Source organism: Kitasatospora sp. NPDC002965, assembly GCF_040611255.1.
GTDB lineage: Bacteria > Actinomycetota > Actinomycetes > Streptomycetales > Streptomycetaceae > Kitasatospora.
Window position 1 is genome coordinate 1 of record NZ_JBEXNT010000188.1, and the last position, 13,742, is coordinate 13,742.

Below are 13,742 nucleotides of genomic sequence, written 5' to 3' on the forward strand. Positions count from 1 at the left end.
CGCCGGCCGGCGGCTACGGATCCAACATGGGCATCCAGGACGCGCACAACCTCGCCTGGAAGCTCGCCGCCGTCCTGCGCGGCTGCGCCCCCGAGGTGGCTCCGGAGAGCTGATCCACCCTGTCGAAGGGGGCGGCCGGAATGTTCCGGCCGCCCCCTTCGGCGTCCGCACACCGATCCGCGGGTCTGCCCGCCGCCGCCCCGCCGCCGCCCGGCCGCCACCGGCGCAACCGGGTGGGCGGGGGCTCGACGGCAGACCTAGGCTCGGGCCCGTCCGCCGGTTCACCCCGCCGCCCCAGGCCCCAGGAGGTCCGTCCCCATGAGTACGCCGCCGTTCCTCACGCTCCCGTCCTGCGCGCGCGCCCTGCGGGTGGCGACGACCCGCGGCGGGTTCGCCGCGCTGCGGGCGGAGCCGGCGGGGGCGGTGCGCGGGTCCGCGTTGCTGGTGCCCGGGTTCACGGGCAGCAAGGAGGACTTCATCGCCCTGCTGGAGCCGCTGGCGGCGGCGGGCTACCGGGTGACGGCAATCGACCAGCGAGGGCAGTACGAGACCGGGGGACCGGACGACCCGGCCGCCTACGCGGTGGCCGCGCTGGGCGCCGACGTACGGGCGCTCTCCGCCGCACTGCGGGCCGAGGCCGTCGCGGCCGACGGGAACGGCGCCGGCGGGCGGCTGCACCTGCTCGGCCACTCCCTCGGCGGCCAGGTGGTCCGCGAGGCCGTCCTGGCCGCCGAGGCCGAGGCGGTGGCCCGCCCGGGCGGCCGCGGATCGCTGCCGTGGTCCTCGCTGACGCTGATGTCCACCGGGCCGGGCCCGATCGACCCGGCCGAGGCGGAGCGGACCCGGCTGCTGGTCGACGTGCTGCCGACGATGACCCTCGAAGAGATCTGGCAGGTGATGCAGCAGCTGGAGGAGGGCGGCGACCGGGCCCGCCGCCCGGGCGCCGAGGTCGCCGCGTTCCTGCACCGCCGCTGGCTGGCCAACGTGCCGCAGGCGCTGATCACCACCGGCGGCCACCTGGTCGCGGCACCGGACCGGGTGGACGAGCTGGCCGCGACGGTCACCGCCGGGCTGCCCGCCCTGGTGCTCTCGGGAGTGCGGGACTACGCCTGGCCGGTGCCGGAGCAGACCGCGATGGCCGCCCGGCTGGGTGCCCGCCGGGTCGTGGTCGAGGACGCCGGCCACTCCCCCAACGCCGATCAGCCTGCCGCCACGGCCGCCGCCCTGACCGCCTTCTGGGGCTGACCGGCCGGTCCGGAGCCGGGCCGCCGCCGGAGCGCCGACGCGGCGGACCGGGCCCCGCCGTGCGCCCGCTCCGGGCCTCTGGTAAAAGGCATGCGACAAAATTCGTTAGTTGCGGTAATATTTGATTCGGTCCTGGAAACATCGTTGACACTGACGTCGGCGTGCTGTCGATGTCGATCCTCCGAAACCAGGACTTTACGGACGGGCAACGGCCCGGTAGCAGCACCACCGCAGAGTGGATTCGAGGGAAAGACACCCTTGGCACGCAGGGGGGAGCCCTCTTTGCCGCAACGGTCGGTCGACCGTTCGACCCGACAGACCCTGAAAGGGCTGATACCGACTCAGCCACCAACGCCCCGCTCGACGGGGCCGGGAAAGGAGACGCCCATGCGCTTCGAGATCCTCCGACTGGACGACGCCCGCGGCACCGCCACCGACCGTCTGATCGCCGACGCCGAAACCGTCCGCGAGCTCGTCCAGGCCGCCGCCCGTACCGGCGAACGCCTGCTCATCCGCCCGTGCCCCGCCGCCTGACCGGCCGCTGCGGCGCCTCCGACCGGGAGGCCTCACCCGCCGCCGACGAGCCGGGATCGTCCGACCCCGACGTTCCGAAACCGGACTGACGCCCCGCCACCGCACCAGCGGAGACGGGGCGTCAGTGCGTCCGGGACCGCCCGGCGCCGCACCCCGGAGCGCGCCGCGGACGTTTGCCGCCGCCCCCGGCTGGACAGTTCCCCAACGGAATCCGCCGCACCGCGCCCACCCCGCGCCGGCCGGCCGTCCGCCACCGACCGGTGCCGCCGGACCGCCCTCCGTACGGGTGATCGTCCTTGACGCGGCGGTCCGGAGGGAGGAGCGTTGTCGGCTATGAGGGGCGAGCCAAGCTGCCCGAGGTGCGCCGGTCGGGTCCGCGCTCCCGGTCTGTTCTCAGACACCTGGCAGTGCGACCGGCACGGCGCCGTGCATCCGATGCAGCCGGTGCTGCCCCCGAGCGTCGAGGCGCTCGGTGTCGCCGTCGCCCGTTCGCAGGTCCCCGTCTGGCTGCCCTGGCCGCTCCCGGTCGGCTGGCTGTACACCGGCATCGCGCACGTCGGCGACGACATCTCGGGCGCCCGCGCCACCGCCGTGGCCTGCGCCGGCCCGGCGCCGCTCGGGGGGTTCGGCGAACTGGTCCTGATCGCGGAGGAGCTGGGCGTCGGGCTCGGTGCCCGGTACGCGGGGCTCCCCGGGCCGGACCCGGGCGACTCGGTCGGCCTCTACAAGCCGGCGGACGCCAAGCTGCTGGCCGCCGGCCGGCCCACCCCGATGTTCCACGTCCCGGACGCACCGGCCGACCGCGCGGTCTTCGCCGGCGAGGCCCGCGGCCTCTGGCTCTGGGCGGTGGCCTGGCCCGAACAGTCGGCCCTGGTCATGTACGACGAGCTGGTGCTGACCGACCTGCGGGAGGCCGGCGCGGAGCTCGACCTGCTGCCCTGCGGGGCGCTCTCCCCCCGTCTGCTGGGCTGATCCCCCGACACCCGGGCGCACTATCCTGGGCCGCACCTCCGCCGACGACCCAGGGAGCACCGCCCGTGCGCATCGACCTGCACGCCCACAGCAACGCGTCCGACGGTACGGACAGCCCGGCCGAGCTGGTCGCGGCTGCGGTGGCGGCCGGGCTGGACGTGGTCGCCCTGACCGACCACGACACGGTGGCGGGCCACACCGAGGCGGCCGACGCGGTGCACGCGCTTCCCGCCGGCACCCGGTTGCGGCTCGTCCCCGGCGCGGAGCTCTCCTGCGTGGTGGACGGCATCTCGATGCACCTGCTGGCCTACCTGTTCGACCCCGCCGAGCCGGCCTTCGCGGCCGAGCGCGAACTGGTGCGCACCGACCGGTTCCGGCGCGGCGAGGCGATCGTCGAGCGCTGCCGCGCACTGGGCGCGGACATCAGCTGGGAGCAGGTGCAGCGGATCGCGGGAGCCGGCTCGGTGGGCCGGCCGCACATCGCCAGCGCCCTGGTCGAGGCGGGCGTGGTCGCGGAGGTCTCGGACGCGTTCACCGCGGAGTGGCTGGCCAACGGCGGGCGGGCGGACGTCCCCAAGCACGAGACGGACCCCGTGACGGCGGTCCGGCTGGTCCGGGCGGCCGGCGGGGTGCCGGTGTTCGCCCACCCGGGAGCGGTGAAGCGCGGACGGACCGTCTCCGACCAGGTGATCGCCGACCTCGCGGCGGCCGGGCTGGCCGGGCTGGAGGTCGACCACATCGACCACGACGAGCCGGCCCGGCTCCGGCTGCGCGGGCTGGCGGCCGAGCTGGGACTGCTGACCACCGGGTCCAGCGACTACCACGGCACCCGCAAGACGGTCCGGCTCGGCGCGCACACCACCGATCCCGCCGTCTACGAGGCGCTGGTCGGGCAGGCCACCGGCGCGAAGCCGATCGGCGGCTGATCGCCCGCCGGTCCTCGCGCCGGCGCGAGGCGGGTCCGACGCGGTGCGGGCGCCCGCCGCACGCCCCGTGGCGGACCGTCAGTCCAGCCGGACGCCGCGGCGGTCCGGGTCGCGCAGGTCGGTGCCGTGCTGGAGCCAGCGCTCCTGCAGCGCCGCCGCGCCGTGCACCCGCTTCCAGCCGGCCTCGTTGGGGGTCATCGGCAGCAGCGGCAGGAAGCGGACCGGGTCGGCCGGCTCGTCCAGCGCCAGGTCCTCGACCAGACCGCCGGGCTCGGCGGCCAGCACCGAGGTGAACGGCGCGCCGTCCCAGAGCGGGGCACCGAGGTCCAGCGACCCGCCGGGGGCCGGGACCAGCCCCTCGACCTGCGGCGTCGCCGCGAAGGTGGCCAGCGTGCGGAGCACGCTGTCACGCCCCCCACGAACCGTCAGGACCAGCTCGGCGCGCGGACCGCGGACCGGGTCGGCGACCGCGGCGGTCGGGTCGGTCATCGGCGCGGCGGCCATCCCGAGCGTGGCGTAGCGGACCAGCCCCTCGGCGTCGGGGCCGAAGCGCAGCACCTCGATCCGGTCGGCACCGAGGAAGGTGACGGCGGCGCGGCCGCTCGGTTCGCCGAAGGTGGTGAGCAGCCGGGCCTCGACGGCGGTCAGCACCGCGTCGCGGGAGAGGCCGGTGCCGCCGGGGGCCGGGGAGGAGTCACCGGAGTCCGAGGACGGGTCGCCGAAGAGCGGGAAGTCGTGCGCCATGCCGGTGAGCGTAACCCGCGCGCCGCCCGCCGTCGGCACGGCCGTCATGCGAACACCGGAGCGGCGATGGCCGGTCAGATGTTAGTGTGAGCGACTGGCTACCGGGGATCCTTGCTCCTCCGGGGCAGCGGCGCGAAGGAGGTGGTTGCGGTGGATACCAGCCGACCATGCAGTACCGGCAGCTCTACCCGGCCCGGACGCCTTCCCCGTACCCCTCGCCACGCGGGCTGAAACAGCGGGCCTGAGAAACCTCGGCAGCAGCTGGACCAGCCCCCCGTGCGAACGTCACGGCGGTCTCCGGTCCGGCCGGGAGAGCACCCCACCGACGTCCGGTCGTTCCGTCTCGCGCGCCCCAGCAAGGCCGAGGACCGACCACAGGCGCCGGATTCCATCGGTGTTCCTCCGCCGTCGCACCACGGCCATCCGTCACCGCGCCGCCGTGCGGCGGCTCCTGCCCCAGGGAGCCTGCCATGTCGATGATCAACAGCCTGCGCGCAGCCGTCCGCACCAACCGCCGCCGTTCCGCGTCGGGCCTGTTCGACACGATCCACCCGGGCCAGACCCCGTCCGCGGTGGTCGACTGCGCGGTCTACCAGGACGGCAAGCGGCTGGGCGAGAGCTGCAGCCCGCGCGAGGCGGCCCGACTGGTCAAGGCCTCGAAGCAACTCCCGGACGGCGCGGGCTCGTTCAGCTGGATCGGGCTGCACGAGCCGACCGAGGCCGAGTTCGAGGGAATCGCCCAGCGGTTCGGACTGCACCCGCTGGCGGTCGAGGACGCGGTGCACGCCCACCAGCGGCCGAAGGTCGAGCGGTACGACGACGTGCTGTTCGCCGTCTTCAAGACGATCCGGTACGTCGACCACGACCAGCTCACGCCGACCAGCGAGGTGGTCGAGACCGGCGAGCTGATGGTGTTCGCCGGGCGGGACTTCGTGATCACCGTCCGGCACGGCGGGCACAGCTCGCTCAAGGAGCTGCGGCACCGGCTGGAGGCCGACGCGGACGGCTCCGGGCTGCTCGGCAAGGGCCCGTCGGCGGTGCTGCACGCGATCGCCGACCAGGTGGTGGACAACTACCTGCTGGTCGCCGACCGGCTGCAGACCGACGTGGACGAGATCGAGTTCGACGTCTTCTCCAACCGGGGCGGCCGGGGCACCGACGTGGGCCGGGTCTACCAGCTCAAGCGCGAGGTCCTGGAGTTCAAGCGGGCGGTGGCGCCGCTGCTGCGGCCCATGCAGCAGCTGTCGGAGCCGCTGCAGCGGCTGGTCGACCCGGAGATCCAGAAGTACTTCCGGGACGTCGCCGACCACCTCGCCCGGGTCACCGAGCAGGTGCACGGCTTCGACGAACTGCTGAACTCGCTGCTCCAGGCCAACCTGGCGCAGGTCTCGGTGGCGCAGAACGAGGACATGCGCAAGATCACCGCCTGGGCGGCGATCTTCGCCGTGCCGACCATGATCACCGGCGTGTACGGCATGAACTTCGACTACATGCCGGAACTTCACCACCGGTACGGCTATCCGATGGTGCTCGGCAGCGTGGTGCTGATCTGCGTCGGGATGTACCGCGGCTTCCGTCGCAACGGCTGGCTGTAGGGCCCGGGCGGGCCCGCCGCCCGCCGCCCGCAGCGGGTCCGGGGCGGGCACCGGTGACCGGCCACCGACCGGCCACCGACCGGCCACCGGGCGGCTGTCGGCTACCGACGGCCGGCGCGCGCGACCAGCACCAGGCCCAGCAGGATCAGCACCACCGCCGGGTACGCGGCGACCGGGGGCCACTGGCCGAGCCAGAGCGCCGCGATCAGCGCGGCGCCCGGGGTCTCCAGCAGGACCGACGTGGAGGTGACCGAGGGCCCGAGGGTGCGCACGACCCGGTTGCTGAGCGAGTGGCCCAGCAGCTGGGCGGTGACCATCAGCAGCACGATCTGCCACCAGGCCCCGGCCGACCAGCCGGACAGCGGCGTCCCGGCCACCAGGCAGACCGCCAGCAGGACCGCGCCGGTGGTGGCGTAGCAGACCAGCGTGTACGCGGTGGTGCTGACGGTCCGGCGGACCTCGGCGCCGAGCAGCACGTACCCGGCGGCGGCCAGGCCCGCGCCGAGCGCCAGCGCGTCCCCGGCCAGGGCGCGCGGCGAGAGCGAGAGGTCGACACCGGTGAGCACCAGGACCCCGGCGAAGGCCACCGCCATGCCGAGCCAGACCATCCGCGGCGCCCGCACCCCGAGCAGCCGCATCAGCAGGATGGTCCAGAGCGGGGTGGTGGTGACCAGGGCGGTCGCCGACGCGACCGAGGTCATCCGCAGGCTGGGCATCCAGAGCGCGAAGTGGACGGCGAGCAGGGCGCCGGCCGCCACGGCCAGCAGCAGCGCCCGCCGGGAGATCCCGCGCAGCTCCGCCCGGTGGCGCAGCAGCGCGTACGGGCCGAGCACGCCGACCGACATGACGTTGCGCCAGAAGGCGATCGCCAGGGCCGGCGCGGCGGTGGCGCTGATCAGCGGTGCGGAGAGCGAGATGCCCGCGACCGAGACCGCGAGCAGCAGCAGGTCGAACCTGGGGAGCGGCTGCGCGGGGGCCGCGACGGTACCGGTGGGGGCGGCGACGGTGGCGGGGGCAGACTCTGGCCGGACGGCGGGCACGACGCTCCTCTGCTTCGGAGTGAGGGGTGCGGTTCAGGAAGGACTGCAGGGCGGGCTGCAGGGCGGGCGACTCCTACCGTAAGGCCCGTGCCGCACCGACGGAACTGTCGCCCGAACCGCGAGACATCGCCCGGACGGCTCAGGCCGTACGCTGTGCGCCATGGACCGTACGCCTGCCGCAGCCGCGACCGCCGACGACTTCCTCGACCGGGCCCTGCTGGAGGAGGCCGCGAAGAAGTCGGGGCTGCTCTGGGTCCGGGCGGACGGTCAGGAGCACGGCCGGGCTGTCTGGCACGCCTGGCACGACGGCGCGGTGGTGGTGGTCGGCGACGGCGCCGAACAGCCGCTGCACGGACTGGCCGGCGGGGCGGGCGCGGTGGTGACCGTCCGCAGCAAGGACAAGGGCGGCCGGCTGACCGGCTGGCCGGCCCGCGTGGTCGAACTGGCCCCGGGGAGCGAGGCCTGGCTGGGCGCCGTCGAGGAGCTCAAGGGCAAGCGGCTGAACGCCCCCGACACCGACACCGTCACCGACCGGTGGGCCCGCGAGTGCCGGGTGCTCCGGCTGGAGCCGGCCGGCTCGGCCGACGGCGTGCTCACCGAGCAGCCGGGTGCGATGCCGGACGCCTCGCACGCCACCGCCCCGATGCCCACCCCTGCCACCACCCGGCAGCCGATCCCCGCCGGCCTGCCGAAGCTGCTGTTCAAGCGCCGCAAGGGCTGAGCCTCCCCGGCCCCCGGCGTACCCCCGGCCCGCAGCCACCCTCCGGCGTCCCCGGCGTCCCCGGCGGCGCGCCCGTGCCCGGTTCGCCCGGCTTTCCACCGAGCCCGGTCGCGGGTCCCCGCGTAGCCTTGGCCACGGGGCGTGCCCGCGCGCCCGACCGGAGCGTCGAGCGAGCGAGGGAGTCCATGGCAGGGGCAGGCAGCCGGGTCTTCATCTCCCATCTCTCCGGCATCGCCGTCTTCGACCCGAACGGCGACCAGGTCGGCCGGGTCCGGGACGTCGTGGTCACGCTCCGCCTCGGTGGCCGACCGCCCCGGGTGCTCGGACTCGTGGTCGAAGTGATCGGCCGCCGCCGGATCTTCCTCCCGATGACCCGGGTGACCAGCCTGGAATCCGGCCAGGTGCTGACCACCGGCGTGATCAACATGCGCCGCTTCGAACAGCGCACGTCCGAGACGCTCGTCCTCGGCGAACTGCTGGACCGCATCGTCACCTGGAGCAAGTCCGACCAGGACGTCACCGTCCTGGACGTCGCGATGGTGCAGACCCGGCTGCGCGAGTGGGAGATCAGCAAGGTCTTCGTCCAGGTCGGCCGGCCCGGCCGGCTGCGCAAGTCCAAGGGCGAGACGCTCACCCTGGACTGGAAGGACGTCACCGGCTTCGCCCTCGCCGAGGAGAACCAGGGCGCCGCCAACCTGCTCGCGACCTTCGACCAGCTGCGCGCCGCCGACCTCGCCAACGTCATGCACCACCTCTCCGCCAAGCGCCGCGCCGAGGTCGCCGCCGCACTCGACGACGAACGGCTCGCCGACGTCCTGGAGGAGCTGCCCGAGGACGACCAGGTCGAGATCATCGGCAAGCTCAAGGACGAACGGGCCGCCGACGTCCTGGAGGCGATGGACCCGGACGACGCCGCCGACCTGCTCTCCGAACTGCCCGGCGACGAGGCCGAGCGGCTGCTCCAGCTGATGGAACCGGAGGAGGCCGAGCCCGTCCGCCGCCTGCTCACCTACGAGGAGAACACCGCCGGCGGCCTGATGACCACCGAGCCGATCGTGCTGGAGCCGAACGCCACGGTGGCCGAGGCGCTGGCCCGGGTGCGGGTCTCCGACAACAAGCCCGCGCTGGCCGCGCAGGTCTTCGTCTGCCGCCCGCCCAACGAGACGCCGACCGGCAAGTATTTGGGCACCGTGCACTTCCAGCGGCTGCTGCGCGAACCCCCGTACACCCTGGTCGGCTCGCTGGTGGACGACGACCTGGACCCGCTGCCGCCGGACACCCCGCTGACGCTGGTCACCAGCTACCTGGCGACGTACAACATGGTCGCCGCCCCCGTGGTCGACGAGGCCGACCACCTGGTCGGCGCGGTGACCGTCGACGACGTGCTCGACCACCTGCTGCCCGAGGACTGGCGCGAGGCCGCCCCGCACGGGCCGGCCGACGAGAGAGAGGTGACCGGTGGACGCTGACCGCAAGGGCCGACGGGACGACTCCCCCCGCCAGCGCCTGCAGGGCGAGCTGCGCCAGCTGCGCGAGGTGCGCGCCCGCGAACGCGGCCGCGTCCAGCGCACCGAACCCCCGTCCGGAGGCGGCCGCAGCCGGCTCGACCAGCCGCGCACCACCCGCCCCGGCCTGATCACCCTGCCGACGTACGACCCGGAGGCCTTCGGCAAGCTCTCCGAGCGGATCGCGCGCTTCCTCGGCACCGGGCGGTTCATCGTCTGGATGACCATCGTCGTGATCGTGTGGGTGGGCTGGAACACCGTGCTGCCGGACCAGGTGCACTTCGACGACTACCCGTTCATCTTCCTCACCCTGATGCTCTCGCTCCAGGCCTCGTACGCGGCGCCGCTGATCCTGCTGGCACAGAACCGCCAGGACGACCGGGACCGCGTCAACATGGAGCAGGACCGCGCCCGCAGCGACCGCAACATCGCCGACACCGAGTACCTCACCCGTGAGGTGGCCGCGCTCCGCCAGGGCCTCGGAGAGGTCGCCACCCGCGACTTCCTCCGCTCCGAACTCCAGGCGCTGCTCAAGGAGATCGACGAGCGCCGGGAGACCTCGGACGTGCTGTGACCTGCGGCACGCTACCGACCGGTTAAGCACCCTTCCCGGCGCCGTACCATCAAGGCATGGCCAACGAGACAGAGGTCGCGGCCGGCGTCACGGAGGAGTCCGTACGCCAGGCGCTGGCGACCGTCAACGACCCGGAGATCAACCGCCCGATCACCGAGATCGGCATGGTGAAATCGGTCGGGATCGACGAGGGCGGCACCGTGCGCGTCGCGGTCTACCTGACGGTCTCCGGCTGTCCGATGCGCGACACCATCACCGCCCGCGTCCGCGAGGCGGTCGGCCGGGTCCCCGGGGTGACCGGGGTCGAGGTCGAGCTCGACGTCATGAGCGACGAGCAGCGCAAGGAGCTCTCGCAGCTGCTGCGCGGCGGCGCCCCCGAGCGGGAGATCCCGTTCGCCAAGCCCGGCACGCTGACCCGGGTCTACGCGGTCGCCTCCGGCAAGGGCGGCGTCGGCAAGTCCTCGGTGACGGTCAACCTCGCGGCCGCGATGGCCGAGGACGGCCTGAAGGTCGCCGTCGTGGACGCCGACATCTACGGCCACAGCGTGCCGCGCATGCTGGGCGTCGAGGGCCGGCCGACCCAGGTCCAGGACATGATCATGCCGCCGCAGGCGCACGGCGTGAAGGTCATCTCGATCGGCATGTTCACCCCGGGCAACACCCCGGTGGTCTGGCGCGGTCCGATGCTGCACCGCGCGCTCCAGCAGTTCCTGGCCGACGTGTACTGGGGCGACCTGGACGTCCTGCTGCTGGACCTGCCGCCCGGCACCGGCGACATCGCGATCTCGGTGGCCCAGCTGGTCCCCAACGCGGAGATCCTGATCGTCACCACCCCGCAGATGGCCGCCGCCGAGGTGGCCGAGCGGGCCGGCACCATCGCGGTGCAGACCCACCAGAAGATCGTCGGCGTGATCGAGAACATGTCCGGCATGCCGTGCCCGCACTGCGACGAGATGATCGACGTGTTCGGCACCGGCGGCGGCCAGATCGTCGCGGACGCGCTCACCCGCACCGTCGGCGCCACCGTCCCGGTGCTCGGCTCGATCCCGATCGACGTCCGGCTGCGCGAGGGCGGCGACGACGGTCGCCCGGTCGTCCTGGCCGCCCCCGACTCCCCGGCCGCTGCCGCCCTCCGCGCCGTCGCCGGCAAGCTCGGCGGCCGCCAGCGCGGTCTCTCCGGCCTCTCCCTCGGCCTCACCCCGAAGAACAAGTTCTGACGCGCCGCCACGTCGGTGGTGCGGCCGTGAGGGCGTGAAGGGGCCCGCCGGGAGACCGGCGGGCCCCTTCCGTACGGCTTCGTCGCCGGCGCGCCTACGGGCGGGTGTAGGCGGTCAGGTCGGGGACGGTGGCGAAGCCGGCGCCGTAGGCGCTGATGCCCCGCCCGTAGGCGCCGAGCAGGACGCCGGGGGCCTCGCCCGCCAGCACCCACCCGTACTCGGACTCGCGGTAGCGGAACGGCTGCGGCAGCCCGTTGACCGGAAGGCTGAGGGTGGACCAGCCGGGGCCGGCCAGGTCGTCGGCGAGGTCCCAGGCGAGCGCGGACTGCTGCTCCAGCCAGTCCTGGCGCCGCGAGCGGTCCAGTTGCCCCGGCCAGGTGGCCGCGAGCAGGCCGGAGCCGGCCAGCCAGGCGGCCGAGGAGGCGGACGTCGCCTCCAGGGTCCCGGTGTTGTCGGCGCTGCGGCGGCTGTCCCGGCGGGCCACCGTCACGACGACGGCGAACTTCCGGACGTCCCGCGGCTCGTACTGGCGGGCCGGCTCCTCGCCGTGGCCCAGGCTGCCGTAGTCGACGGAGCCCCGGGCCGCCCCCGCGCGCGGACCGCCGGCGGCGCCCGGCCCGCCGGGCTGCAGGTAGCGGCGGCCGCTCCAGCCGTCGTCCAGGCCGTACCACGGGAAGTCCGCGGACAGGTACGGCATCAGCGGGTCCGCCGGGCCCGCCTGTCCGCCGACCACCGGTCCGCCGGCCGTGGCCGTCCCCACCGCCTGACTCGTCGCGTCCATCCCCGGGCCTCCTCAAACACACGTATCCCTGCCGTGGCGCGCTCCCATCGTGGCGTACCGCGGCGTCCCCACCGACCGTCTTCGGTCCGGAACGGACCGGAAAGTGACAGACGGCACAGCGGGAACAATCAGCACAATAGCGGCGCACACGTCGCCGCCCCGCTCAGCCGTGCGGGCGGGCGGGGCGGTGGTGTCGCCGGACGGGCGCCGGAAGGGTGAGCGCGGGGCCGGCGCCGAAGCGCGGGGACGACGCGGGAACGAGGGCGTACCGACCGTCGGCGCCGGGCCGGAACGCCCCGGAGACGAGCGGGCGAAGCACCGCTCAGGTGGCGTCCGGGTCGAACGGGGGGCGCTCGCCGGGCTGCAGCGGGGAGCCGGCGGTGGCGGCCACCGGGGCCGCGACCGAGGACTTGTCCATCGAGACGGATCCGGACCGGCCGTGGCCGTTCACGGCGGCGGCGGGCTTGTCGTCCAGCACCGAGCGGATGTCGAGGCTGTCCCGCATGTCCTTGAGGCCCAGCGGGTCCTCTTCGCCGCCCATGAGCTGCTTGCGGACGAAGGTCTTCGGGTTGAGGTCCTCGAACTCGAAGTCCTTGAACTCGGGACCGAGCTCGCTGCGGATGTCCTCCTTCGCCGTGTCGGCGAAGGAACGGATCTTCCGGATGAAGCCCATGGTGTCCTGGATCAGCTTCGGCAGCTTGTCAGGACCGAAGATCACGATGGCCATGATGGCCAGGGTCAGGACCTCCAGTGTGCCCACGTCACTGAACACCAAAGCTCCCTAGGCTCGCGATCGGACAACGTCCCTCACAGGGTAATGGCCATCGGCGGGTTCATGACCCCGGTGTGATGAAGCCGTGGTGAAGACCCGCCGATGACCGTGACCGCAGGGGCCACCGCCGTCTATCTGTTCTCGTGGTGCAGCCCGGCCATCCCGGAGCTCGGGGTGCGCTCCGGCACCTCGTGCGGCGGGGTCGCGCCCCGGGTGACCGCCACCGGGCGGACCGGGAAGTCCACCGGTACCTGCGCGTTCATGGGGACCAGCCCGCCGCCGCGGCCGTTGCCGCCGGCCGGGCTGATCGTGGTGCCGTGCTGCTCGTCGCCCGGGCCGGCGAAGCCGCCGACCCCGCCGAGCGTCACCGCGGCGACCGAGAAGGCGCCGGCGGCGGCGAAGACGAAGCGGCGCCCGCGCGGCGGGACCTGCCGGACCACCGGGGCAGCGGCGGCCAGTGGCTGCGGCCCGACCGGGGCCGTCGGGCGGGCGGTCCGCCGGCCCATCAGCGGGCGCAGGACCGCACCGCCGCGACCGAACGCCCGCGGGTCGACCCCGGGCAGCGGCGCGCCGGCGCCCAGCGCGCCCGCTCCGAAGGAGGCGCCGGCCCCGCGGCCGAACGAACCGCCGTTCAGCCGGCTGCCGCCGAGCGTCCCGGCGGCCGGCAGCCCGCCGCCGGGCAGGTCGTCGTCGTCCCGGCCCGGGCGGTCGACCGGCGGCCGCTCGTCCTCCGGGAGCGCGCCGACGGCCATCAGCCGGGCCATCAGCGCCGACGACGGGCCGGGCGTACCGGTGCGGGTGAGGAGGTGCTTGACGGCGCGGCCCTCGTCGGCCTCGGCGAGGCACTGCGGACAGGTCGCCAGATGGGCCTGGACGCGGTCCCGCGAGTCGTGGCCGAGTTCGCCGTCGACGAAGGAGGAGAGCCGCTCACCGAGATGGTGCTCCTCGGCGGCCGGCTCGCCCGGGCGGACCGCGACGGCGCGCAGCGCGGGCTCGCCCGGCGCTCCGGCCTGGCCGCGTTCCGGCTGCGGTTCCCCGGCGGCGTCGGTGCCGTCGTGGCCGCGCCGCCCCAGGGCGGCCCAGCCGCCCCGGCGGGCCGCGGCCCGGCCGGGCACG

14 protein-coding genes and 1 pseudogene are annotated in these 13,742 nt (G+C 74.5%); 10 read left to right on the forward strand and 5 right to left on the reverse strand.

Translation table 11 applies throughout. From position 1 onward, the window contains the following. From ABZY91_RS38815 to ABZY91_RS38835, 5 genes and pseudogenes are all read left to right on the forward strand, one after another. Window positions 1-95: pseudogene (locus ABZY91_RS38815) on the forward strand (FAD-dependent monooxygenase); the annotation flags it as partial. A gap of 223 nt (window positions 96-318) precedes the next feature. Next, window positions 319-1,245 carry an alpha/beta fold hydrolase gene (locus ABZY91_RS38820; protein WP_355408561.1) on the forward strand — a complete coding sequence of 309 codons (927 nt, stop codon included), beginning with the start codon at window positions 319-321 and terminating at the stop codon, window positions 1,243-1,245. Between the two features lie 387 nt (window positions 1,246-1,632). Further along, window positions 1,633-1,779 carry a hypothetical protein gene (locus ABZY91_RS38825; protein ID WP_329883171.1) on the forward strand — a complete coding sequence of 49 codons (147 nt, stop codon included), beginning with the start codon at window positions 1,633-1,635 and terminating at the stop codon, window positions 1,777-1,779. Window positions 1,780-2,112: 333 nt separating this feature from the next. Continuing rightward, window positions 2,113-2,751: a DUF6758 family protein gene (locus ABZY91_RS38830; RefSeq protein ID WP_329883172.1), complete on the forward strand. Its 639-nt coding sequence runs from the start codon at window positions 2,113-2,115 to the stop codon at window positions 2,749-2,751. A gap of 65 nt (window positions 2,752-2,816) precedes the next feature. Next, a complete protein-coding gene (locus ABZY91_RS38835; RefSeq protein WP_329949224.1) occupies window positions 2,817-3,677 on the forward strand; it encodes a PHP domain-containing protein in 861 nt (286 codons plus the stop codon). 78 nt (window positions 3,678-3,755) lie between these two features. On the opposite strand, the gene ABZY91_RS38840 is transcribed toward ABZY91_RS38835, so the two are convergent. Then, window positions 3,756-4,421: a suppressor of fused domain protein gene (locus tag ABZY91_RS38840; protein WP_355408564.1), complete on the reverse strand. Its 666-nt coding sequence runs from the start codon at window positions 4,419-4,421 to the stop codon at window positions 3,756-3,758. A gap of 470 nt (window positions 4,422-4,891) precedes the next feature. On the opposite strand from ABZY91_RS38840, the gene corA reads away from it, so the two are divergent. Next, window positions 4,892-6,016 (forward strand): magnesium/cobalt transporter CorA, encoded by a 1,125-nt coding sequence (corA, locus tag ABZY91_RS38845; protein WP_329883175.1) that lies wholly within the window; start codon window positions 4,892-4,894, stop codon window positions 6,014-6,016. A gap of 101 nt (window positions 6,017-6,117) precedes the next feature. On the opposite strand, the gene ABZY91_RS38850 is transcribed toward corA, so the two are convergent. Further along, the gene (locus ABZY91_RS38850) at window positions 6,118-6,963 is read right to left on the reverse strand and encodes a DMT family transporter (protein WP_329883216.1); all 846 of its coding nucleotides are present in this window, start codon (window positions 6,961-6,963) and stop codon (window positions 6,118-6,120) included. A 253-nt stretch (window positions 6,964-7,216) separates the two neighbouring features. Between ABZY91_RS38850 and ABZY91_RS38855 the strand changes: the two genes are divergently transcribed. The 4 genes from ABZY91_RS38855 to ABZY91_RS38870 all read left to right on the forward strand — a co-directional run bounded on the left by ABZY91_RS38855 (window position 7,217) and on the right by ABZY91_RS38870 (window position 11,073). Beyond that, a complete protein-coding gene (locus ABZY91_RS38855; protein WP_355408566.1) occupies window positions 7,217-7,777 on the forward strand; it encodes a hypothetical protein in 561 nt (186 codons plus the stop codon). A gap of 185 nt (window positions 7,778-7,962) precedes the next feature. Beyond that, entirely contained in the window at window positions 7,963-9,246 is a 1,284-nt protein-coding gene (locus ABZY91_RS38860) for a CBS domain-containing protein (protein WP_329883177.1), read from the forward strand. Next, window positions 9,236-9,856, forward strand: coding sequence for a DUF1003 domain-containing protein (locus tag ABZY91_RS38865; RefSeq protein WP_355408568.1), 621 nt, complete (start codon window positions 9,236-9,238; stop codon window positions 9,854-9,856). The genes ABZY91_RS38860 and ABZY91_RS38865 overlap by 11 nt, the downstream gene beginning before the upstream one ends. A gap of 56 nt (window positions 9,857-9,912) precedes the next feature. Beyond that, window positions 9,913-11,073 carry an Mrp/NBP35 family ATP-binding protein gene (locus ABZY91_RS38870; RefSeq protein ID WP_355408570.1) on the forward strand — a complete coding sequence of 387 codons (1,161 nt, stop codon included), beginning with the start codon at window positions 9,913-9,915 and terminating at the stop codon, window positions 11,071-11,073. Window positions 11,074-11,167: 94 nt separating this feature from the next. Here ABZY91_RS38870 and ABZY91_RS38875 read toward each other — a convergent pair whose 3' ends face one another. The 3 genes from ABZY91_RS38875 to ABZY91_RS38885 all read right to left on the reverse strand — a co-directional run. Beyond that, window positions 11,168-11,854: a hypothetical protein gene (locus ABZY91_RS38875; protein WP_355408572.1), complete on the reverse strand. Its 687-nt coding sequence runs from the start codon at window positions 11,852-11,854 to the stop codon at window positions 11,168-11,170. A gap of 322 nt (window positions 11,855-12,176) precedes the next feature. Next, complete coding sequence (locus ABZY91_RS38880) at window positions 12,177-12,626, reverse strand: sec-independent translocase (RefSeq protein ID WP_329883180.1); 450 nt, start codon at window positions 12,624-12,626, stop codon at window positions 12,177-12,179. Window positions 12,627-12,757: 131 nt separating this feature from the next. Continuing rightward, window positions 12,758-13,742 (reverse strand): zf-HC2 domain-containing protein (locus tag ABZY91_RS38885; protein ID WP_355408574.1); only part of this gene is annotated, 985 nt, incomplete at its 5' end.

What these genes read in the sequence shown, in the direction of transcription:
- ABZY91_RS38820 (WP_355408561.1), top strand. Translation starts at nt 319, where the DNA reads ATGAGTACGCCGCCGTTCCTCACGCTCCCGTCCTGCGCGCGCGCCCTG.
- ABZY91_RS38825 (WP_329883171.1), top strand. Translation starts at nt 1,633, where the DNA reads ATGCGCTTCGAGATCCTCCGACTGGACGACGCCCGCGGCACCGCCACC.
- ABZY91_RS38830 (WP_329883172.1), top strand. Translation starts at nt 2,113, where the DNA reads ATGAGGGGCGAGCCAAGCTGCCCGAGGTGCGCCGGTCGGGTCCGCGCT.
- ABZY91_RS38840 (WP_355408564.1), bottom strand. Translation starts at nt 4,421, where the DNA reads ATGGCGCACGACTTCCCGCTCTTCGGCGACCCGTCCTCGGACTCCGGT.
- corA (WP_329883175.1), top strand. Translation starts at nt 4,892, where the DNA reads ATGTCGATGATCAACAGCCTGCGCGCAGCCGTCCGCACCAACCGCCGC.
- ABZY91_RS38855 (WP_355408566.1), top strand. Translation starts at nt 7,217, where the DNA reads ATGGACCGTACGCCTGCCGCAGCCGCGACCGCCGACGACTTCCTCGAC.
- ABZY91_RS38860 (WP_329883177.1), top strand. Translation starts at nt 7,963, where the DNA reads ATGGCAGGGGCAGGCAGCCGGGTCTTCATCTCCCATCTCTCCGGCATC.
- ABZY91_RS38870 (WP_355408570.1), top strand. Translation starts at nt 9,913, where the DNA reads ATGGCCAACGAGACAGAGGTCGCGGCCGGCGTCACGGAGGAGTCCGTA.
- ABZY91_RS38875 (WP_355408572.1), bottom strand. Translation starts at nt 11,854, where the DNA reads ATGGACGCGACGAGTCAGGCGGTGGGGACGGCCACGGCCGGCGGACCG.